The organism is Halorubrum tropicale, from assembly GCF_001280455.1.
Classification (GTDB): domain Archaea; phylum Halobacteriota; class Halobacteria; order Halobacteriales; family Haloferacaceae; genus Halorubrum; species Halorubrum tropicale.
The window spans coordinates 387,603-408,213 of sequence record NZ_LIST01000002.1 but is presented as its reverse complement, the minus strand read 5'-3'; the positions used below and the strand labels follow the sequence as shown (position 1 = coordinate 408,213).

The following is a 20,611-nucleotide window of genomic DNA, read 5'->3' as shown; positions in this document are numbered from 1 at the left end:
CTCAGTCGGCTCTCGCGTTCATGTCGAACGCGTAGTAGAGCGCGGCCATCGTGACGCCCATCGCGACCGCCTGAAATGTCATGGAGGTGTCGGATAGGACGCCGACCACGAGGACCGACGCCGTCGCGATCACGCCGGTGACGACGGCGTACCGGAACCGGGAGAGGCCGCGCGCCCAGTCGTCGGCGCGTCGGTACAGCTGTCGGGGACCTGCCATATGCGGTCATCTCCAGCCCGAGGGAAGTGCCTTCGGGTCCGGGCGCCGCGCGGCTGGGGAGCGCTAAAGTCGGTTCGGCGTCGACCACGGGCATGGCACGCGTCACGGTCTGGAACGAGTACCGTCACGAGCGCGAGAGCGACGTCGTCGCCGACGTCTACCCGGAGGGGATCCACGCCGTCGTCGCGGACGCGCTCCGCGAGGGCGGCCACGAGGTCCGCACGGCGACGCTCGACGAGGGGCCGGAGCACGGGCTCACCGAGGCGGTCCTCGACGACACCGACGTGCTCGTCTGGTGGGGCCACGCTGCCCACGACGAGGTGTGCGACGCGGTCGTCGACCGTGTCCACGAGCGCGTCCTGAACGGCACGGGCCTGATCGCGCTTCACTCCGCGCACTACTCGAAGATATTCAGGCGGCTGATGGGCACCAGCTGCTCGCTGAAGTGGCGCGAGGCCGCCGAGCGCGAGCGCCTGTGGACGATCGAACCGGGCCATCCCATCGCGGAGGGGATCGGCGAGTACGTCGAGCTGGCGGAGACCGAGATGTACGGCGAGCGGTTCGACGTGCCCGCGCCCGACACGCTCGTGTTCACCTCCTGGTTCGAGGGCGGCGAAGTGTTCCGGTCCGGCTGCTGCTACCGCCGCGGGAGCGGGAGGGTGTTCTACTTCCGACCCGGCCACGAGACGTACCCGATATACCACGACGAGGACGTTCGACAGGTCCTTCGGAACGCGGTCGAGTGGGCGGCGCCGGGCGACGGCCCCGCGCCCGAGTTCGGCAATTCGGAGCCGGTCGCGGATATCGACACGAGCGACGACCGGACGGTTCACTGATCGGCACGAGCGCCCGCGGAGAAATCGACGAGCCGGCGGCTCAACGGCGTAGAGCGACCGCCGCTACGGCGCGGACGTTGAAAGGCGACCGCCTCGCGCGAACGCGAGACGACCGGTGGTGTCGCACGCCGGCGGCCGGTCGAGTTGCCCTCGGCCGGCCGGGTATATAACCCCTCGTTTACTCCGGGCGGTGGACCTCGCCGTCGCGCGAGTCGGCGTCCTTCCGGCGGAGCGCGGCGGCGGCGTTGTTCGCGTCGTAGCCGAAGAACACGTCCTTCGCGTACGTCTCGGCCACCTCGGCGGCGTGGATCAGGTCGTCGACGTCGACCTCGACCGCGTACAGCTCCAGCGAGAACGGCGTCTCCGGCGGCGCGCCGTGGAGGTCGTAGTCGCCGCCGAGCCGCGAGCGGAACCCCCGGGCGATGGTCTCAAGCCAGTAGGTCGTCGCGTACTCGGTGTCGTACAGCGGGACGACGAACTCGTCGACGTGGTCGGCGAGCCGGTCGAGGTCGAGGCCGGCGCGCTCGTAGAGGTGGTCGGGGTAGGGGTCGGGGTACAGCGTGAGCAGGAGCCGTCCGGGGACGAGGTCGGCCGCCTCGGCGACGAACTCGGTGATCACGTCGGCGCGCCAGTCGGCGAAGTCGTCGCGGTCGCTCTCGGCGAACAGGCGCTCGCAGCGGTCGCAGTGACAGAACCCCTCGCGGGGGAACCCGACGTCGTCGAGGCGAACGTCGGCGTTCGCGTCCGCGCAGTCCGCGATTATCTCGAACAGGCCCTCGCGGTACTCGGGGTGCGTCGGGCAGATGTACGCCCAGTCGAAGTACTCGCGGTCGCGGGTCGCCGGCTCGCCGCGCTCGTCCACCGGGACGAGGTCCTCGTTCTCGCTCGCGGCGGCGTTGTCGCCGAAACACGACACCATGTTCACGGCGTTCGGCAGCGGCTCGGCCGCCCGGCCGGTGACGTCTTTGACCTCGTAGAAGCCGAGGTCGAACGGCTCCATCTCGACCTCGTCGGCGTTGCGCGTGACGACCCCGTACATGGCTTCAGCTACGTGGCTGGTCGGTAAAAACGGACGGTCTCGCCGCGGTCGGCCGGGGAGGCGGCCGCCGCGCGATGCGGATCGCCGAGCGGTGCGGTTCGGGGGCGGTGCGGTCCGCGGAGGGCGCGGGCGCGGCGCCGCGGCGTTACTCGACTTCGACCGGCTGCTTGTCGCCGGCGAAGAGGAAGTACGCGAGCGCGACGAGCGACAGCACGAGGACGAGCTTGGCTTTCTTGCTCATGTCATACGGTTCGTGCGGCGGGCGCTAAAACTTACCGGAGGGCGCGCGTGAGAGACGGCCGCACGCCGACCCCCGGTCGGCGACTCAGACGTCGATGTGCTCGGCGATGTCGGACCGCAGGATCGTCGCGCAGTAGTCGCAGCGCACGCCGTCGGCGACCACGTCGAAGCGGGTCTCGACCGGCTCGCCGGCGTTCGTGATGCAGTTGCGGTTCGGACAGGAGAGCACCCCGGTCACGCCGTCGGGACGAGTGACGCGGTTCTTCTCGACCACCTCGAAGTCGCGGACGATGTTGATCGTCGCCTCCGGCGCGATGAGCGAGAGCACGTCGACCTCGGACTGCGACAGCTCCCGGTCCTCGACCTTCACGATGTCCTTGCGGCCGAGCCGGTCGGAGGGGACGTTCATCCCGACGGAGACGCCGAACCCCTCGGCGCCGTCGATGCCGAGGATGGCGAGGACGTTCAGCGCCTGCCCGGCCTCGACGTGGTCGATGACGGTGCCGTCGCGGATCTTCGAGACGCGGAGCTCGTGCTCGCTCATCGGTCCACCTCCGGCCCCTCGTCGGGGTCGGCGTTCTCTAAGAGGGTGTCGAGCAGCGCCATCCGGACCGGGATGCCGTTGTGGGCCTGCTCGAAGTAGCGCGCGTGGTCCGTCTCGTCGACGTCGGGCGCGATCTCGTCGACGCGCGGGAGCGGGTGCATGACGGTGAGGTCGTCGTCGGCGGCGTCGAGCGTCTCGGCGTCGATCCGGTACTCGCCGGCGACGCGGTGGTACTCGTTCTCGTCGGGGAACCGCTCCTTCTGGATCCGGGTGACGTAGAGCACGTCCAGATCGTCGAGGATCGGTTCCAACTCCTCGTGCTCGCGGATCTGCGCCCCGGTCTCGTGCAGGTCGAACCGGACCGACCGCGGGAGCCGTAGCGACTCGGGGCTGATGAAGTGCTGGTTGGCGTCGAACTCGGTGAGCGCGGCCGCCAGCGAGTGGACCGTCCGCCCGTACTTCAGGTCGCCCATGATCCCGATGGTGAGGTCGTCGAGCCCGTGGTCCTCGCGGATCGTGTGGAGGTCGAGCAGCGTCTGGGAGGGGTGCTGGCCCGCGCCGTCGCCGGCGTTGACGACGGGGACGTCCACGCGCTCGCCGGCCAGCGTCGCGGCGCCCTCGCTGGGGTGACGCAGGACGAGGGCGTCCGCGTACCCCTCGATGACGCGGACGGTGTCGGACAGCGACTCGCCCTTGGAGACGGACGAGGAGTCGACGTCGCCCATGTCGATGGTGTTCATCCCGAGGCGCTTCGCCGCGCTGTCGAAGCTCATCCGCGTCCGCGTGCTGGGCTCGAAGAAGCAGAGCGCGAGCACGCGACCGGCGTGCCGGTCCGCGTAGGCGGCGGGGTCGTCGGCGACCGCTCGGGCCCGGTCGAGCACGGCCTCGATGTCATCCCGCGAGAGCTGGGTCGCGGTGATGAGGTGGTCCTGTCGCATCGTCTGAGATGGGACTCGGCAGTATCTTGAATCCCTCGGCTCCGGCCGCAGCGCGGGTATTCACGGACGTGGGCACCGGCGAGACGACCGTTTCGATATCCGTAACGCCGCCCCGATCGCACGGACCGGCGACCGGGTCGAGCGCCGACCGCCGCCGATCATAAGGCGCCGCGGCCCGAACCGATCCGCATGTCCGAGAACGGTCCGGCCGACCTGCTGCCGAACGACCGCGTGAAGCAGAGCGCGCTCGACGGCGACGTGACGCAGCTCCACCGCGGGAACCGCTACGGCGACGAGGGCGACACCTTCGAGGTCGACGGCGTCGCGTTCGAACTGACGGAGGTCACCGAGCGCACGCTCGGCGACATGACCGACGAGGACGCGAAGCGGGAGGGGTCGCCCTCGCTGGAGGCGTACAAAGAGCGGATGGTCCGCGCGCACGGCGGCAGCTTCGAGTGGGACGACGACGCCGACGTGGTGCGACACCGCTTCGAGCGCGTCGACGAGTAGCTGACCGACAAGTAGCGGACCGATCACCGGACGGCGACCGGCGCCGCCGAGCCGACTCAGTCGTCGTCCGCGGCCGCGCCGTCGCCCTCTCCCGCGGCGGTCGCCGCGTCGTCCTCGATGCTCGGCGGGTACTTCCCGCGGTCGAGCTTCAGGTCCGACTGCGGGCGGGCCATACAGGTGAGCGCGTACTCCTCGGCCTCCTCGTCGGTGAGGCCGCGGGCCGCGGGCTGGGTCACCTCGCCCTCGACGATCTCCGCCGAGCAGGCGAGACACATCCCGACGCGGCAGGAGTACTCCTGGGCGATCCCCTCGTCGAAGCAGGCGCTGAGGATCGTCTCCGTGTCGGCCACCTCGATCGTCTCGCCGGTGCCGACGAACTCGACGGTGTACTCGGTCATGGCGCCGAGTACCCGCCGCCCCGTCAAAAAGGGTTCCCCTCAATCTCGTCGCTGTCTCGGGGACGGAAGCGAGTGAAAGAGATAGTGAGTTATCTGGGACAAGTTAATTCCTCTATTTCGGTTTTTTTTATAAACGGGGCAACTATCCAACCCCATCGATGGTCCTCGCACCCTCAGCGACGCAGCTACCGACGTATCGGATCTGGGGCGCTACCGTCGCCCGCGACGAACTGCTCTTGTTGGCGACGCTGCTCGTCCTGTGGGCGACACTCGGCAGATGGGTGTATAAAGACGCGAAGGACAGAGGCAGCGACTGGGCGTGGCAATGGGGGTTCGGCACTCCGCTAACGGTGATCGCGGGGTTGGACGTGATGCTGTTGGTTGTCGTGATTTATTTGCTAGTCCGTGAATCGGCGTAGAGTGACCTGCCGTCGGGTCGTAACCTCGATTTCGGTGCTGACATTTTTAAATATACACACGCAACTGTGTACTGTAATGTCGACGAAAACGATCTCGCTCGACGAAGAGGCCTACGAGCGGCTCAAATCGCACAAGCGGGAGGGTGAGTCGTTTTCCGACGTGGTCAAACGGATCGCCGGTGAGCGATCGTGGACGGAAGTCGCAGGAATTCTCTCCGAAGAGGAGGGCGACGAGCTCGAATCTCTCGTGGAGGAGGGGCGGTCTCGTTCTCGCGACCGGCGCGAACAGATCGACGCAGATGTACGGGACGTCGAATGATCGAGGACACCGCCTTCATCATCGACGTTCTACACGACGATCGGGACGCAGTCCGATACCTCAATCTCATCGAACGGGAGAATCGTCCCGAGAAGATCTCCTCGATAACGGTACTCGAACTGTACGAAGCGGTTCCACAGTTGAACGCTCCTGAAGAGCGCCGACAAGCGATCCTCGACGTGCTCGACACGCGCCACGCGGTCGTCGCCGACGAGACCGTAATGCGAAAGGCCGGGAAGATCTCCGGCTCGCTTCGCGCTCGGGGTGAGGAGATCGACAGAGAGGATTGTATCATCGGGGCGACTGCGCTTTTGAACGACGAACCGGTCGTGACCCGCAACCGCGATCACTTCGAGCGCATCGACGGCCTCGACGTCGAGACGTACTGAGCGCTCGTCGACGGCTGTCGGTTCCCTCCCACCTATCGCAACGACTAATCCCCCGCCGAACGCTTCCCGAGGTATGACCGGCAAGGCCACCGCGCGAGCCCACCCGATCCAGGGGCTCGTCAAGTACCACGGCATGCGGGACGCGGAGCTTCGGCTCCCGTACCACGACAGCATCAGCCTCTGTACCGCCCCGACCGCGACGACGACCACCGTCGAGTGGCGGCCCGACGCGAGCGAGGACACCTACGTCATCGGCGGCGAGGAGGTCGACGGGCGCGCCGCCGAGCGCATCGACATGGTGGTCGACCACGTCCGCGACCTGGCCGGGGTCGACGCCGCGGTCCGGCTGGAGAGCGAGAACTCCTTCCCGTCGAACATCGGCTTCGGTTCCTCGTCGTCCGGGTTCGCGGCCGCCGCGCTCGCCCTGACCGAGGCCGCCGGGCTCGACATGACGCTCACCGAGGTCTCCACGGTCGCCCGCCGCGGCTCCTCGTCGGCGGCGCGCTCGGTGACGGGCGCGTACTCGCGGCTCGACGCCGGTCTCAACGACGAGGACTGCCGCTCGCATCGGCTCGACGTGGGCGTGAGCGACGACGGCTTCGACCCCGAGGAGGACCTCCGGATCGTCGCCGCGCACGTCCCGGCGTACAAGGAGACGGAGGAGGCGCACCGCGAGGCCGCCGCGAGCCACATGATGCAGGCGCGGACCGCGCACGTCCAGGACCAGCTGGTCGAGATGACCGACGCGCTCCGCGCGGGCTCCTTCGAGCGGATCTTCGAGACCGCCGAACACGACTCGCTCTCGCTGACGGCCACGACGATGACCGGCCCCGCGGGGTGGGTGTACTGGCAGCCCGAGACGATCGCGGTGTTCAACGCGGTCCGCGAGCTGCGCGAGTCGGGCGTCCCGGTCTACTTCTCGACCGACACCGGCGCGTCGGTGTACGTGAACACGCCCGCAGACCACGCCGACGAGGTGGAGAGCCGGATCGCGGAGGTCGGGATCGACACCGACGTCTGGGAGGTCGGCGGCCCGGCGCGCGTCCTCGACGAGAGCGAGGCGCTCTTCTAGCGAACGGTCGGGAGACGGGGTCGCTCCGGCTGCGACCCGAGTCCGCGACTCGTGGACGCCGTCTGACACGGGCTCTCCAGGCTCGACCGGGCCGGTCGATTTTTGGCCGTTCGCGTCCGAGCGGGACCATGACCATCGCACCCGACGACGTCGCGGACCTCATCGAGGAGCACCTCCCGGACGCGGTCGCCAGCGTGACCGCGCCCAGGATCCACGACGACGAGGACGAGGACGCCCACTTCGCGGCCGTCGTCGTCTCGCCCGCCTTCGAGGGCGAGTCGCTCGTCGACCAGCACCAGTTAGTGTACGACGCGGTCGGCGACCACATGACCCGGTCCGTCCACGCCCTAGAGATCAAGACGTACACCCCTGAGGCGTACGCGGAACACGGCGACGGCGCCCTCGACGACGACCTCCGCGAGGCCGGGCTGCTCCCGGTCGACGAGGCCTGATCGCCGACCCCGGTCCCGTCGAACCACTCTCGCCCTCCATGCCGATCCCATCCGCAGCCGTGCGCGCCGCACGCGGGGTCCTCGCCGCCGTCTCGCTGTTGGCGTTCCTCGCGGCCTTCCTCGCCGCCGAAGCGCGCCTCGCGTCACCGACCGCCCTCGCCGCCCTCACCGCGGTCGGGACGCTCGCGATGCTGGCGGCGGCCGGCCGCTCGGGACTCCGTCGACTGGTCCTCGGGAGCGACTCCGGCTCCGACGAGACCGAGGACTCTCCCGCCGAAGCGGACGCCTGGCTCGGCGAGTCGGCCGAGGAGACGCCGTGGACCGACCGCGCCGACCGCGCCGACGCCGAGGCCGAGGCCGACTGGCCGCTCGCGCGGCTCGAACCGGCGCTCGACGACGCGTGGAACCGGTACTCGGACGCCGCGCTGACGCTCGGGCTGGCGGCCCTCGGCGTCGGGTCCTTCGTCCTCCTCGCCGTCCACCCGGGCGACGAGCCGCCGCTCGGGCTGGTGCTCTCGCTGCTGTTCGGTCTCAACGGGGCGCTCGTGACGCTCCCGTTTCTGTTTACCGAGGATTGACGAGCTTCCGGTCAGCCGTCGCCGTCCGGGGTCGCCCCGTCGGTTTCGGCGGCTTCGGCGGTGTCGCCGTCGGATCCCTCGTCCGCGACGCGGTCGGCGACCAGCTCGGCCAGCGGGTCGACCGTGACCGTCAGGCGGGCGACGAGGAACACCACGGGGACGAGTGCGACGAACAGGAACCCGGCGTCGTACGCCCATGCGGCGCCGTCCAGGACGGGGACCGCGACGCCGGCGAGCCCGCGGTACGCGACGAGGACGGCCCCGAAGACGACGAGCCAGTGGACGATACCGCCGCCGTTCTCGACGATCCGGTCGGACCGGGCGTCGCCCTCGGCGTCGGGTTCGCCCAGCGCCAGCCGCGTCAGCAGCGCGAACTTCGGCGCCGCGTACAGGAGGGTGCCCGCCACCGCGAGCGCGACGACCGCCGTCGCGACGGCGGCGAACGTCGCGGGCGCGAAGGGGACGAGTCGGTCGACGCCCGGCAGCAGTGTGACGACCGCGAGGACGCCGACTATCGCCAGCGCGCCGATGAGGAGCCTGCTCGTCGACCGGACGGTGTCGCGGTCGAGCGCCGCGCCGATCGCTGAGTCGTTCGAGCTCATGTGCGCCCGGCCGTTGCGGACGGACCGACATAGAAGCCGGAAGCGTTTGCGCCGATTTTCGGCCGTTTTCGCTCGGCTTAACGCCTCGCTCCGACAACGTCTCGCGGTAGCAATTGTCTCGGTAGCAGCCCGCACGATCCCGCGCGCTGCCGGCTTCCAGTACCTTTTACAGCGTCTCGCGGGAAGGTCGGCGCATGGGTGACGACTACCGCACGGAAGAGGACAGCCTCGGCGAGATGCAGGTGCCGGCGGACGCCTACTGGGGCGCACAGACCCAGCGCGCCGTCGAGAACTTCCCCGTCTCGGGGATCCCGATGAGCCGACGGTTCATCCGCGCGCTCGGCGTCGTGAAGAAGGCGGCCGCGCAGGCGAACCGCGACCTCGGGCTCATCGAGGACGACACCGCGGAGGCGATCGTCGCCGCCGCCGACGAGGTGATCGCCGGCGAGCACGACGACCAGTTCCCGGTCGACGTGTTCCAGACCGGCTCCGGCACCTCCTCGAACATGAACGCCAACGAGGTGATCGCCAACCGCGCCGCCGAGATCGCCGGCGCGGAGATCGGCGACCGCGTCGTCCACCCCAACGACCACGTCAACTACGGCCAGTCGTCGAACGACGTGATCCCCACGGCGATGCACGTCGCCGCGCTCGAAGCGGTCGAGAAGGACTTCGTGCCGGCCTTAGAGACGCTCCACGCCGAGCTGGAGGCGAAGGAGGCGGAGTTCGACGGCGTCGTCAAGACCGGCCGGACGCACCTCCAGGACGCGACGCCGATCCGGCTCGGCCAGGAGTTCGGCGGCTACCGCACGCAGGTCGCGAAGGGCATCGAGCGCGCCGAGGGCGTCCAGTCGAACCTCCGCGAGCTCGCCCTCGGCGGCACGGCTGTCGGGACCGGGCTCAACACCCACCCCGACTTCCCGGAGCTCGCCGCGGAGTACATCTCCGACGAGACCGGGACCGAGTTCCGCGAGGCGGCGAACCACTTCGAGGCGCAGGCGGCCCACGACGCGATGGCGGAGGGCCACGGCGCGCTCAAGACCATCGCCGGCAGCCTCAACAAGATGGCCAACGACCTCCGGCTCCTCGCCTCCGGGCCGCGGAACGGCCTGGGCGAGATAGAGCAGCCCGAGAACCAGCCCGGCTCCTCGATCATGCCCGGGAAGATCAACCCGGTCGTCGCCGAGTCGGTCAACCAGGTCCACAAGCAGGTCGTCGGCAACGACGCCGCCGTCTCCGCGGGCGCCGCGCGCGGCGAGATCGACTTGAACCTCTACAAGCCCGTCATCGCGCACAACTTCCTCGAATCGGCGGCGCTGCTCTCGAACGTCGCCGAGACGTTCGGCGAGCGCTTCGTCGGGAAGCTGGAGGCCAACGAGGAGTTCGCCCGCGAGCGCGTCGAGCAGTCGATGGCGCTGGCGACGGCGCTCAACCCCGCGATCGGCTACGACAAGGCCAGTAAGGTCGCGAAGACGGCCCTGAAGGAGGGCAAGAGCGTGCGCGAGGCCGCCGTCGAGGCCGGCTACCTCACCGAGGAGGAGGCCGACGAGGTCCTCGACCCCGAGGCGATGACCCACCGCGTCATCCTCGGCGACGAGGACTGACGGGGTCGAGCGTCCCCCGAGAGGCGCCCTCCGTTTCCCCGCCGTCAGTCGACGATTTCGCAGCCAAGGGCCTCCAGCCGCCGCACGGCGGCCGGCAGGTCGTCGTCCCCGACGAACACGTGGTCCGTCGCGAACGACGAGACGACGAACACCGAGACGTCGACCTCGGCGAGCCCCGTCGCGACCGCCGCGAGGAAGCCGACGAGCTCGAAGGGGAGGTCCATCTCGAAGGTCAGGCGCCTCCAGCCGGGCTCGACCGCGGCGGCGTCGACCGCGTCGACATCGCCCTCGTCCACGACGACCGTCGTCTCGCCGTCCGCGCGGACCGTCGCGAACGCGTCCGGGTGTCCGCGGTCGGTCCGGCACACCGCGTACGTCTCGTCCGACACGCTGACCGCGCCGCCGTCGAGGAACTCGGCCGGATCCATGCGGGCCGCAGGCGCCCGCGGGGCAAAAAGGCGCGCCGTCCGCCGACCCCGCCGCGACCGGTCCGCTCCGTCCCGCGGTCGCCGCGGTTCGCGCCGAATCGGAACCATTTAAGCCGGTGTCGGTACCGATCCCACACGGATGAAACTTCACGAGTATCAAGCGAAGTCTCTCTTCGCGGACGCCGGGATCCCGGTTCCGGACTCCCGGCTCGCGACGAGCGTCGAGGACGCGCTCGACGCCGTCGACGAGATCGGCTACCCGGCCGCGATCAAGGCGCAGGTCCACGTGGGCGGCCGCGGCAAGGCCGGCGGGATCAAGATCGCGACGGACCGCGAGGAGGCCGAGCAGTACGCCGACGAGATCCTCGGGATGGACCTCAAGGGGTACACGGTCGACCAGGTCCTCGTCGAGGCGGGCGTCGACTTCGTCGACGAGCTGTACGTCGGCGTCACGATGGACCGCGGCGAGGGCAAGCCGGTCCTGATGGTGTCGACCGAGGGCGGCGTCAACATCGAGGAGGTCGCCGAGGAGAACCCCGACGCCATCGCGCGCGAACACGTCGACCCCGCGTTCGGGCTCCACCCCTACCAGGCCCGGAAGGTCGTCTACGAGGCCGGCGTCGACGCCGACGTGGCGCTCGACGTAGCGTCGATCCTCTCGACGCTGTACGAGCTCTACGAGGAGAACGACGCCTCGGAGATCGAGGTCAACCCCGTCATGATCACGAGCGACCGCGACGTGATCGCGGCCGACGCCGTGATGAACATCGACGAGGACGCGCTGTTCCGCCAGCCCGACCTCGCCGACATGGCCGAGGAGTCCTACGAGGACGACCTCGAACGCAAGGCCGGCGAGTACGGCTTCGACTACGTCCGCCTCTCCGGGAACGTCGGGATCATCGGCAACGGCGCCGGGCTCGTGATGACGACGCTCGACCTGGTCGACTACTACGGCGGCGCGCCCGCTAACTTCCTCGACATCGGCGGCGGCGCCAAGGCCGAGCGCGTCGCGAACGCGCTCGACATGGTGTTCTCCGACGACAACGTCGACGCGGTCGTCTTCAACATCTTCGGCGGGATCACCCGCGGCGACGAGGTCGCGAAGGGGATCAACGAGGCCCTCGAACAGTTCGACGAGATCCCGAAGAAGGTGGTCGTCCGCCTCGCCGGGACGAACGCCGAGGAGGGGATGGAGATTCTGAACACCGACCTCGTCGAGGTCGAGAAGACGCTGGAGGACGCGGTCCAGCGCGCGGTCGCGAACGCCGAGGAGGTGACCCAATGAGCATTTTCGTCGACGACGACACCAGAGTGGTGGTCCAGGGGATCACCGGCGGGGAGGGCAAGTTCCACGCCGGACAGATGATCGAGTACGGCACCAACGTCGTCGCCGGTGCGGTGCCCGGCAAGGGCGGCCAGGAGGTCCACGGCGTCCCCGTCTACGACACCGTGGACGAGGCCGTCGAGGCCGAGGACGCGGACGCCTCCGTGATCTTCGTGCCGCCCGCGTTCGCCGCGGACGCGGTCTTCGAGTCGCTCGATACCGACCTCGACCTCGCGGTCGCGATCACCGAGGGCATCCCGACCCAGGACATGGCGAAGGTGAACAAGCGCCTCGGCGAGACCGACACCCGCCTCATCGGCCCGAACTGTCCGGGGATTATCACGCCGGGCGAGGCGAAACTCGGCATCCTGCCGGGGAACATCTTCTCCGAGGGCAACGTCGGGCTCGTCTCCCGCTCCGGCACGCTCACCTACCAGGTCGTCGACAACCTCACCGAGCGCGGGCTCGGCCAGTCGACCGCCATCGGCATCGGGGGCGACCCGATCATCGGCACCTCGTTCGTCGACGCGTTAGAGGCGTTCGAGGCCGACCCCGACACCGACGCCGTCGTGATGTGCGGCGAGATCGGCGGCGAGGACGAGGAACAGGCGGCGAGGTTCATCGGCGAGCACATGGACACGCCGGTCGCCGGCTTCATCGCCGGCCGCACCGCCCCGCCGGGCAAGCGCATGGGTCACGCCGGCGCCATCGTCTCCGGCTCCGGGACGGGCACGGCGCAATCGAAGATCGACGCGCTCAACGACGCGGGCGTCCCCGTCGGCGACACCCCCGAGGAGGTTGCCGACCACGTCGAGGACTTCCTGTAAGGACGCCTCGACCCTCTCTCCCTCGTTTCTCTCCGTTCGAGACGGGTAGTCCCCGATTTTCAGGAGCGGTAGCCGGAGCGAAAGCTAAAATTACCGCTAGGGAAACACACGCATATGAACTTCGGTCCCGACGACTCGGCGACGGACGCCGACGCGGCCGCCGCAGGCGCGTCGGGACCGACGGCCACCGACAGCCGCGTCCTGTTCGTGGACGACGAACCGGGGGCGGCGGACCTCGCCGCCACGCACGTGGAGCGCCTGTTGGACGGCGTCGAGACGGTCACCAGGATGTCACCGGAGGCGGCGTTCGACGTGGTCCGGAGCGAGCGCGTCGACTGCGTCGTCAGCGACTTCGACATGCCGGGCAAGGACGGACTGGCGTTCCTCGAGGCGGTCCGCGAGGTCGACCCCGGCCTCCCGTTCGTGCTGTTCACGGGGAAAGGGAGCGAGGAGATCGCGAGCGAGGCCATCTCCGCCGGCGTCACCGACTACCTCCAGAAGGGCGCCGGACGCGACCGCTACGAGATGCTCGCCAACAGCGTCGCGAACGCGCTCGGCCGGCGGCGGGCCGAGCGCGACCTCCGCGACGTGAACGCGAAGGTCACGGCGATCCACGAGTTCGCGGCCGAGCTGGCGTCCGCGACCGACGTGGCGACGGTGTTCGACCGCACGGTCGACGCGGCCGAGGACATCTTGGAGTTCGACCGCTGCGTCACCGCGCGTCGCCGCGGCGACCGGGTCGTCCCCGCCGTCCTCTCCGACAGCGTCACCGAGGACGAGGTCCGGACGTTCGGCGTCGGCGAGGGCGTCGTCGGGACCACGGTCGCCGAGCAGGAGACGATGGTGGTCGACAACCTCAGCGTCGACCCCGCCGACCCGGACGAACTGGAGGACCCCGCCTCGCCGGGGCGCACCGCCGGCGGGGCCGACCGACGGGAAGGCTCGGACGTCGCGGACCCGGTCGCCGACGACATCCGGTCGGCGATCAGCGTCCCGATCGGGTCGCACGGCGTGTTACAGGCCGTCTCGAACGGCTACGCCGCGTTCGACGACCGCGACGTCGAGTTCGCGGAGCTGCTCGCGTCCCACGCGGCCAACGCCATCGAGCAGATCGAGACGGAGACCGCGCTCCGCCGGGAGCGCGACCGACTGACGGCGCTGTTCCACGACCTCCCGCTCCCGGCGGTGCGCACCGTCGCGCTCGGGGAGGGCGAGCGCCGCCTCGACGCCGCGAACGACGCGTTCGAAGACACGTTCGGCTACGGCGCCGACAGCGGGTACGAAGCGGTCCGCGAGGCGGTCGTCCCGGACGGCGCCGACCGGCTCGACCCGGCGACGGTGCTGGAACGCGACGAGCCCTCGCGGCTCGAAGTACGCCGCCGGACCGCCGACGGGATTCGCGACTTCATCCTCCACGTGATCCCCGTCAAGCAGTCGGACGAGGCCGTCATCTACAGCGTCTACGCCGACATCGAGGAGCAGAAACGCGTCGAGCGGACGCTGCGTCGGCTCCACGCGACGACCCGCGAGATGTTCGGCGGCGACGACCGCGAGGAGATCGCCGCGGTGGCCGCGCGCGCGGCAATCGACATCCTCGGGTTCCCGAACAGCGGCGTCCGGTTGTACGACCCCGAGGCGAACGTGCTCCGCCCGACGGCGATAAGCGAGGAGGCGACGGCGGCCTTCGGCGACAGACCCCCGTTCGGGCCGGGCGACGGTCGGGTCTGGGAGGCGTTCGAGTCCGGCCAGCCGATCGTGGTCGACGACCTCGCCGGGATCGACACCGCGGTCGGGTACGGTGACCTCCGGAGCCTCCTCGTCGTGCCGCTCGGCGAGCACGGCGCGATGCCGCTCGGGTCGCGCGAACCGGGCTTCTTCGACGAGACCGACCTCCAACTGGCGCGCGTCCTCGCCGCGAACGTCACCGTCGCGCTCGATCACGCCGAGCGGACCGAACAGCTCCGCGACCGGGACGCCGCGCTCCAGCGCGAGATCGATCGCTTAGAGAAGTTCGCCGGCCTGGTCTCGCACGACCTCCGGAACCCGCTCAACGTCGCCGCCGGTCGGACCGACCTGGCGCGCTCGCTGACCGACGACGAGGCGGTCCTCGGCGAACTCGACCGGGTCGAGGACGCGCACGAGCGGATGAGCCAGCTGATAGACGACCTCCTCGCGCTGGCCCGCCAGGGCCGGACGGTCGACGAGATCGAGTCCGTCCCGCTGGACGAGGCCGCCGAGCGCGCGTGGCGCACGGTCGACACGGGGGACGCGACGCTCGACGCGGCCGACGCGTCGTCGACCGTCGAGGCCGACCCAGAGCGGCTCCGCACGCTGTTCGAGAACCTGTTCACGAACAGCGTGGAACACGGTTCCACGAGCAGCCGGACGGAGTCCGGCGACAGCGTGGAACACGGCTCTGACAGCGAGGCCGGGGCCGACGACGGACTCACCGTGACCGTCGGCTCCCTTCCCGACGGGTTCTACGTCGCGGACGACGGGGCCGGGTTCGATATCGACCCGGAGGAGGCGACGGAGTACGGCCGGTCGAGCACGGAGCGGGGGACCGGGTTCGGCCTCGCGATCGTGCGCGAGATAGCGGCCGCACACGGCTGGGAGCTCTCGATCGACGGCGACGACGGGGCCCGGTTCGAGTTTCGCGCCCGAGCTACTATATAAGGATCTGGTTGCCGTGCGCACTCGGCGCACAGGCGGGCCACGGTTATGCGCGAATCGCCCTTGTAGGTAACGTATGGACGAAGGAACCCGCGAGCTGCTCGAACCGCTCCCGCCGAGCGCCAAGCTGGTCTACTACGTGCTCGACGCGGAGGGCCGGTTCGACCAGACGGGCCTCGCCGATGCGACGCGCCTCTCGACGCGCACCGTCCGGTTCGCGGTCGAGAAGCTCACGGAGGTCGGCCTCGTCGAGGAGGGCCTGTGCCCCCGCGACGCCCGCCGCTCCGTCTACCAGGCCGTGCCGCCCGCGGAGCGCGACCCCGTCGACGAACCCGAGGCGACCGCCGACTCCGCCACCGAGGCCGACGCCCCGGCCGCCGCGGTCGCCGAGGACTGAACCCGGTCCGCGCCGAACCGACGCCTGGATCCGTCGCGCTTTTGCCCCCGCGACCGGTAGTGAGGGCACTCCGATGGCGACGTACCACATCGAAACCTACGGCTGTAGCTCGAACCGGGGAGAGAGCCGGGAGATCGAGCGCGCCCTCCGCGACGGCGGGCACCGACCGGCCGACGGCCCCGACGACGCGGACGTCGCCATCCTCAACACCTGTACCGTCGTCGAGAAGACCGAGCGCAACATGCTTCGGCGCGCGGAGGAGCTGGCCGAGACGACCGCCGAACTCGTCGTCACCGGCTGTATGGCGCTCGCGCAGGGCGACTTGTTCGACGAGGCGGACGTCGACGCCGAGATCCTCCACTGGGACGAGGTCCCCGAATACGTGCTCAACGGGGAGTGCCCGACGGTCACGCCCGACGCGGAGCCGGTCCTCGACGGCGTCGTCGGCATCCTCCCCATCGCGCGCGGCTGTATGAGCAACTGCTCGTACTGTATCACTAAGTTCGCCACCGGTCGCGTCGACTCGCCGTCGGTCGAGGAGAACGTCGAGAAGGCCCGCGCCCTCGTTCACGCCGGCGCGAAGGAGATCCGCGTCACCGGCCAGGACACGGGCGTCTACGGCTGGGACGACGGCGAGCGGAAGCTCCCGGAGCTGCTCGACCGGATCTGCGACATCGACGGCGACTTCCGGGTCCGGCTGGGCATGGCGAACCCCGGCGGCATCCACGGGATCCACGAGGAGCTGGCCGACGTGTTCGCCGCGAACGAGGAGCTGTACGACTTCATCCACGCGCCGGTCCAGTCCGGCTCCGACGACGTGCTTGCGGACATGCGCCGGCAGCACCGCGTCGACAAGTTCCGCGAGGTCGTCGCGACGTTCGACGACCGGCTCGACCACTGGACGCTCTCGACGGACTTCATCGTCGGCTTCCCCACCGAGGACGAGGCCGACCACGAGCTGTCGATGGACCTCCTCGCCGAGGTCCGCCCGGAGAAGATCAACGTCACCCGCTTCTCGAAGCGCCCCGGCACCGACGCCGCCGACATGAAGGGCCTCGGCGGGACGGTCAAGAAAGAGCGCTCGAAGGCGATGTCCGAGCTGAAGATGGAGGTCGTCGGCGAGGCGTACGAGTCGATGGTCGGCGAGACGTTCGAGGCCCTCGTCGTCGAGGAGGGCACCGGCGACTCCGTGAAGTGCCGCGACGGCGCCTACCGACAGATAATCGTCCAGAACGCCGCCGAGCGCGGGGTCGAAGTCGGCGACTTCGTCACGGTCGAGGTCACCGGGCACAACACCGTGTACGCGTTCGGCGACCCCGTGGTGACCGGGCGCGACCCCGTCGACGGCGACGTCGAGCGGGACGACCGGCCCGAGTCGACGGCCTCGTCCGCGTGATGGTCCGAGGCACCTCGTTCTAACCGGGCGATGCGGGGCTCAGGCGGACTCGTCCGCTTCCGGGTCCCCCGTTCCGACGCCCGCGACGTCCGGGTCCCCCCACATCGCGGCCCGTCTCGCTCGTCTCCTGAGTTCGGCGGCCTCCGGGACGGGCCCGCTCGGGCCGTCGGATTCCGGGCGGTCCGGGAGCCGGATCCGGACGACGGTCCCGCGCGGGTCGTTCTCCGCGAACTCGACCGCCCCGCCGCCCCGGGTCACCGTCCAGTAGATCAGCCACAGCCCGAGTCCCTCGGCGTGTTCGAGCGGCGTCTCTTCGGCGTTCTGAAGCGTCTCTCGGTCGGTCGCCGGAAGCCCGCCGCCGGTGTCCGCGACGACGAGGGTCGTCGCGTCGCCGTCGCGTCCCACGCACACCGTGACGGTCACGTCGTCGCCGTTGTGCTCGACCGCGTTCCGGAGCGCCTCCTCGAACGCGAGCGGCAGCGACGGGTGCGCGCGGACGATACGCCGATCCGGTAGCTCCGTCTCGATCGCCGCCTCGGGGTCCTCCGCGGTCACCCGGTCCACCCGCTCCCGAACGAGGGGGACGAGATCGAACGACTGGAGCGACCCGGTCCGCCAGATCGACGCGATGCGGCGCGTCCGCTCGCTCGTCTCGGAGAGCTCCGACAGGTGGTCGCGAACGATCGCGGCGCGCTCCGCGACTTCCGCGTCGTCCTCCACGTCCTCGATCCCGTCGAGGTAGCCAAGCGCGACCGACAGCTCGTTCCGGATGTTGTGGCGCAGCACGCGGTCGTTGATCGAGAGCAGGGTCGCCAGCTCCTGCGCCTCCGCGAGCTGCTCGTCGGCCTTCACCGCGTACGGCCCCGCCCGGGACCCGACCGCCGCGCCGAGGCTCGTGGCGAACGCGATCAGGAAGGGGAGCTTGAACGCGTGGTGTTCGAGCAGCCAGATGAGCCAGACGACGCCGGCGAGCGAGGCGAACGAGAGGGCGGTGAGGGCGGCGATCCGGACCGCTCGCCACCGCCCAGAGTGGGAGATACCCCAGCCCGGGAGGTCGTACACCGTGTAGAAGACGAAGCCGGAGAGCCCGACGATCAACGCCGATTCGAGCAGCGGGCCCACGCCTCCCCCCTGCGACGCCAAGTGGCCGGCGCCGAGCCCGGCACACAGGGTGCCGAGCGCGGCGAACCCGACTCGGGGGGTGACGATGGAAGCCATCGGGCACCGTACTCCCCCACGACGGTTATGGGTTTCCCGACGGAACGTCCGCGACGGCCGAGGTCAGCCGTCGTCGTAGATCATCTCGACCTCGTCGGCGAACCGGTCCAGGATGTTCCGCCGCTTCTTCTTCATCGTCGGCGTGAGCAGGTCGTTCGCCTCGGTGAACTCCTCTTCGACGAGGCGGAACTGCTTGATCTTCTCGTAGGACTCGAACTCCTCGTTCACGCGGTCGACCTCCGCCTGGATGCGCTCCCGGACGCGGTCGTCGCGGCAGACCGCCGCGCGGTCCTCGGGGAGGTCGACCCCGTTCTCGTCGGCCCACGCCGCCACCCGCTCGAAGTTCGGGACGATGAGCGCCGAGACGAACTTCCGGCCGTCGCCGAGGACGACGCACTGCTCGACGAACTCGTTGGCGGCGAATCGGTCCTCGATCGGCCCGGGCGCGACGTTCTTGCCGGTCGAGAGCACGAGCAGCTGCTTGGCGCGCTCGCGGAAGGCGACGTACCCGTCCGGGCGGAGCTGGACGATGTCGCCGGTGCGGAACCACGGCTCCGCGGCGGCGGCCTCCGCGTCGCCCCCGTCGTCCGACCCGCCGACGCCGATGCGCTCGTCGGCCGGGGTCCCGGCGGTCACGACGTCGGGGGGAAGCTCGTCCGCGTCGACGAACGCCTCCGCGGTCGCGTCCGGGCGGTTCCAGTAGCCGTCGCTCACCTGCGGGCCGCGGACGAGCAGCTCGCCGACGTCGCCGGCGAGGTCGGCGACCTCCTCGCCGACGACGGAGCCGTCGATCGCTATCTCGGTGTCGACCACCGGCGGCCCGATGGTGCCGACCTTCGGCTCCTCGGGCGGGTTGACGCTGATGACCGGCGAGGTCTCGGTCAGCCCGTACCCCTCCAGGATCGGGAGGTCCATCGCGTGGTACAGCGCGCACAGCTCGGCCGACAGCGACCCGCCGCCCGAGATGAAGAACTCGATGTTGCCGCCGATCGCCTCGCGGACCGACGAGAAGACGAGCCGGTCGGCGACCGCCCGCTTGGCGTCGAGCAGGGGGCCGGGACTGTCGGCCTCGTGGTGGGCGCGCCCCACGTCGACCGCCCACTCGAAGATGCGTTCCTTGACGGGCGACTCGCTCGCCTGCTCGCGGATCGCGTCGTACAGCTTCTCGTAGACCCGCGGGACGCTGGTCGTCGTCGTCGGGCGCACGAGCCCGAAGTCCTCCCGGAGCGTGTCCGGACTCTCGGCGTAGGCGACCGTCGCGCCCGCGGCGAACATCATGTAGTGGCCGGCCATCCGCTCGAAGACGTGCGCGAGGGGCAGGAACGAGAGCGTGGTCGACTCGGCGGAGATCCCGGGGACCGACGGGTCGCGGTCGGGCCGGTCGGCGAAGCGCCGGTAGCACTGCGAGACGTTGTCGCGGAAGTTCGCGTGCGTGAGCCGGACGCCCTTCGGCTTCCCGGTGGTTCCCGAGGTGTATATCAGGCTGGCGAGGTCGTTGACCTCGACCGCGTCGACCCACCCCTCGTAGGTCGCCTTGTCGAACGCCTCGGCGCCGAGCTCGTGGACGTCACCGAGGCCGTACACGTCGTCGAGGTCGTCGGCCTCGACCGCGTCGCCGTCGACCTCGTCGACGGTCACTATCGCGTCGAGGTCGTGGTCGAGGTCGCCGCGTACCGCGAGCACGTCCGCCAGCATCTCGGCGTTCTCGGCGACGACGACCGTCGCCTCCGGGTCCTCCAGCAGGTAGCGCAACTGGCTCGGCGACGACGAGGCGTACACCGTCGTCACGACGGCGCCCGCGGCCAGCGCCGCGAAGTCGGTCTGGGCCCACTCCATGCGGGTCTGCGAGTACATCGCCACTCGCGTGTCGGCGTCGACGCCCAACTCGCGGAACCCGGCCGCGAGGTTCCGGACTATCCCGCGCATCTCGGCGTACGTCAGGTCGGCGTAGTCGCCGGCCGGCGCCGGCGGAACCACCCCGGCGGCGACGAGCGACCGGTTGTAGGTGCCGCCCTTGTACCGCTGAGCGATCCGGTCCGCGTGCCGCTCCGCGGTGCGTTCGAACATCTCGGGGAGCGTCTCCCGGGCGATGGCCTCGTCCGTGAACGCTCGTTCCGCCGCTTGCCAACTCATACACCCTCAGTCCCGCCCTACCTTCATAAACAAACCGGTAGTTTGTAGTTTCTCGCCG

The 20,611-nt window shown here is 69.9% G+C and carries 23 protein-coding genes; 14 read left to right on the top strand and 9 right to left on the bottom strand.

The genetic code is table 11. The features are described 5' to 3' along the window. Position 1 precedes the first annotated feature (1 nt). Positions 2-217 carry a hypothetical protein gene (locus AMR74_RS07145; RefSeq protein ID WP_053771369.1) on the bottom strand — a complete coding sequence of 72 codons (216 nt, stop codon included), beginning with the start codon at positions 215-217 and terminating at the stop codon, positions 2-4. A 92-nt stretch (positions 218-309) separates the two neighbouring features. On the opposite strand from AMR74_RS07145, the gene AMR74_RS07140 reads away from it, so the two are divergent. After that, positions 310-1,053 (top strand): ThuA domain-containing protein, encoded by a 744-nt coding sequence (locus tag AMR74_RS07140; RefSeq protein WP_053771368.1) that lies wholly within the window; start codon positions 310-312, stop codon positions 1,051-1,053. Positions 1,054-1,231: 178 nt separating this feature from the next. Here the strand turns inward: AMR74_RS07140 and AMR74_RS07135 are convergent, their stop codons facing one another. From AMR74_RS07135 to pyrB, 3 genes are all read right to left on the bottom strand, one after another. Then, the gene (locus AMR74_RS07135; protein WP_053771367.1) at positions 1,232-2,092 is read right to left on the bottom strand and encodes a hypothetical protein; all 861 of its coding nucleotides are present in this window, start codon (positions 2,090-2,092) and stop codon (positions 1,232-1,234) included. 325 nt (positions 2,093-2,417) lie between these two features. Then, entirely contained in the window at positions 2,418-2,876 is a 459-nt protein-coding gene (gene pyrI / locus AMR74_RS07130) for an aspartate carbamoyltransferase regulatory subunit (protein WP_053771366.1), read from the bottom strand. Continuing rightward, positions 2,873-3,814 (bottom strand): aspartate carbamoyltransferase, encoded by a 942-nt coding sequence (gene pyrB / locus AMR74_RS07125; protein WP_053771365.1) that lies wholly within the window; start codon positions 3,812-3,814, stop codon positions 2,873-2,875. Before pyrB ends, pyrI begins: the two co-directional genes overlap by 4 nt. 189 nt (positions 3,815-4,003) lie before the next feature. On the opposite strand from pyrB, the gene AMR74_RS07120 reads away from it, so the two are divergent. After that, a complete protein-coding gene (locus tag AMR74_RS07120) occupies positions 4,004-4,324 on the top strand; it encodes an ASCH domain-containing protein (protein ID WP_053771364.1) in 321 nt (106 codons plus the stop codon). Positions 4,325-4,380: 56 nt separating this feature from the next. On the opposite strand, the gene AMR74_RS07115 is transcribed toward AMR74_RS07120, so the two are convergent. After that, positions 4,381-4,722, bottom strand: a complete 342-nt coding sequence (locus AMR74_RS07115; RefSeq protein ID WP_053771363.1) for a 2Fe-2S iron-sulfur cluster-binding protein — start codon at positions 4,720-4,722, stop codon at positions 4,381-4,383. 158 nt (positions 4,723-4,880) lie between these two features. Between AMR74_RS07115 and AMR74_RS07110 the strand changes: the two genes are divergently transcribed. From AMR74_RS07110 to AMR74_RS07085, 6 genes are all read left to right on the top strand, one after another. Beyond that, positions 4,881-5,141, top strand: coding sequence for a hypothetical protein (locus tag AMR74_RS07110; protein ID WP_053771362.1), 261 nt, complete (start codon positions 4,881-4,883; stop codon positions 5,139-5,141). Positions 5,142-5,217: 76 nt separating this feature from the next. Continuing rightward, the gene (locus AMR74_RS07105; protein ID WP_053771361.1) at positions 5,218-5,460 is read left to right on the top strand and encodes an antitoxin VapB family protein; all 243 of its coding nucleotides are present in this window, start codon (positions 5,218-5,220) and stop codon (positions 5,458-5,460) included. Beyond that, positions 5,457-5,849, top strand: coding sequence for a PIN domain-containing protein (locus tag AMR74_RS07100; protein ID WP_053771360.1), 393 nt, complete (start codon positions 5,457-5,459; stop codon positions 5,847-5,849). The genes AMR74_RS07105 and AMR74_RS07100 overlap by 4 nt, the downstream gene beginning before the upstream one ends. Before the next feature lie 73 nt (positions 5,850-5,922). Then, positions 5,923-6,921 carry a phosphomevalonate decarboxylase MvaD gene (gene mvaD, locus AMR74_RS07095; protein WP_053771359.1) on the top strand — a complete coding sequence of 333 codons (999 nt, stop codon included), beginning with the start codon at positions 5,923-5,925 and terminating at the stop codon, positions 6,919-6,921. A 128-nt stretch (positions 6,922-7,049) separates the two neighbouring features. Further along, positions 7,050-7,373, top strand: a complete 324-nt coding sequence (locus AMR74_RS07090; protein ID WP_053771358.1) for a BolA family protein — start codon at positions 7,050-7,052, stop codon at positions 7,371-7,373. Positions 7,374-7,417: 44 nt separating this feature from the next. Beyond that, positions 7,418-7,951, top strand: a complete 534-nt coding sequence (locus AMR74_RS07085; protein WP_053771500.1) for a hypothetical protein — start codon at positions 7,418-7,420, stop codon at positions 7,949-7,951. An 11-nt stretch (positions 7,952-7,962) separates the two neighbouring features. Here the strand turns inward: AMR74_RS07085 and AMR74_RS07080 are convergent, their stop codons facing one another. Next, positions 7,963-8,553 carry a hypothetical protein gene (locus AMR74_RS07080; RefSeq protein WP_053771357.1) on the bottom strand — a complete coding sequence of 197 codons (591 nt, stop codon included), beginning with the start codon at positions 8,551-8,553 and terminating at the stop codon, positions 7,963-7,965. A 194-nt stretch (positions 8,554-8,747) separates the two neighbouring features. On the opposite strand from AMR74_RS07080, the gene AMR74_RS07075 reads away from it, so the two are divergent. After that, on the top strand, positions 8,748-10,157 hold the full coding sequence (locus AMR74_RS07075; protein ID WP_053771356.1) for a class II fumarate hydratase: 1,410 nt from the start codon (positions 8,748-8,750) through the stop codon (positions 10,155-10,157). 44 nt (positions 10,158-10,201) lie between these two features. Here AMR74_RS07075 and AMR74_RS07070 read toward each other — a convergent pair whose 3' ends face one another. Continuing rightward, entirely contained in the window at positions 10,202-10,585 is a 384-nt protein-coding gene (locus AMR74_RS07070) for an ACT domain-containing protein (protein WP_053771355.1), read from the bottom strand. A 139-nt stretch (positions 10,586-10,724) separates the two neighbouring features. On the opposite strand from AMR74_RS07070, the gene sucC reads away from it, so the two are divergent. The 5 genes from sucC to AMR74_RS07045 all read left to right on the top strand — a co-directional run bounded on the left by sucC (position 10,725) and on the right by AMR74_RS07045 (position 17,202). Next, positions 10,725-11,870 (top strand): ADP-forming succinate--CoA ligase subunit beta, encoded by a 1,146-nt coding sequence (sucC, locus tag AMR74_RS07065; RefSeq protein ID WP_053771354.1) that lies wholly within the window; start codon positions 10,725-10,727, stop codon positions 11,868-11,870. Next, positions 11,867-12,736, top strand: coding sequence for a succinate--CoA ligase subunit alpha (gene sucD, locus AMR74_RS07060; RefSeq protein WP_053771353.1), 870 nt, complete (start codon positions 11,867-11,869; stop codon positions 12,734-12,736). Before sucC ends, sucD begins: the two co-directional genes overlap by 4 nt. 114 nt (positions 12,737-12,850) lie before the next feature. Further along, positions 12,851-15,412, top strand: a complete 2,562-nt coding sequence (locus AMR74_RS07055; RefSeq protein WP_053771352.1) for a GAF domain-containing protein — start codon at positions 12,851-12,853, stop codon at positions 15,410-15,412. Positions 15,413-15,485: 73 nt separating this feature from the next. Beyond that, positions 15,486-15,806 (top strand): hypothetical protein, encoded by a 321-nt coding sequence (locus tag AMR74_RS07050; RefSeq protein ID WP_053771351.1) that lies wholly within the window; start codon positions 15,486-15,488, stop codon positions 15,804-15,806. A gap of 73 nt (positions 15,807-15,879) precedes the next feature. Beyond that, a complete protein-coding gene (locus AMR74_RS07045) occupies positions 15,880-17,202 on the top strand; it encodes a tRNA (N(6)-L-threonylcarbamoyladenosine(37)-C(2))-methylthiotransferase (protein WP_053771350.1) in 1,323 nt (440 codons plus the stop codon). 39 nt (positions 17,203-17,241) lie between these two features. Here AMR74_RS07045 and AMR74_RS07040 read toward each other — a convergent pair whose 3' ends face one another. Further along, positions 17,242-18,420, bottom strand: coding sequence for a sensor histidine kinase (locus tag AMR74_RS07040; RefSeq protein ID WP_053771349.1), 1,179 nt, complete (start codon positions 18,418-18,420; stop codon positions 17,242-17,244). A gap of 63 nt (positions 18,421-18,483) precedes the next feature. Continuing rightward, positions 18,484-20,553, bottom strand: coding sequence for an AMP-dependent synthetase/ligase (locus tag AMR74_RS07035; RefSeq protein ID WP_053771348.1), 2,070 nt, complete (start codon positions 20,551-20,553; stop codon positions 18,484-18,486). Positions 20,554-20,611: the final 58 nt, after the last annotated feature.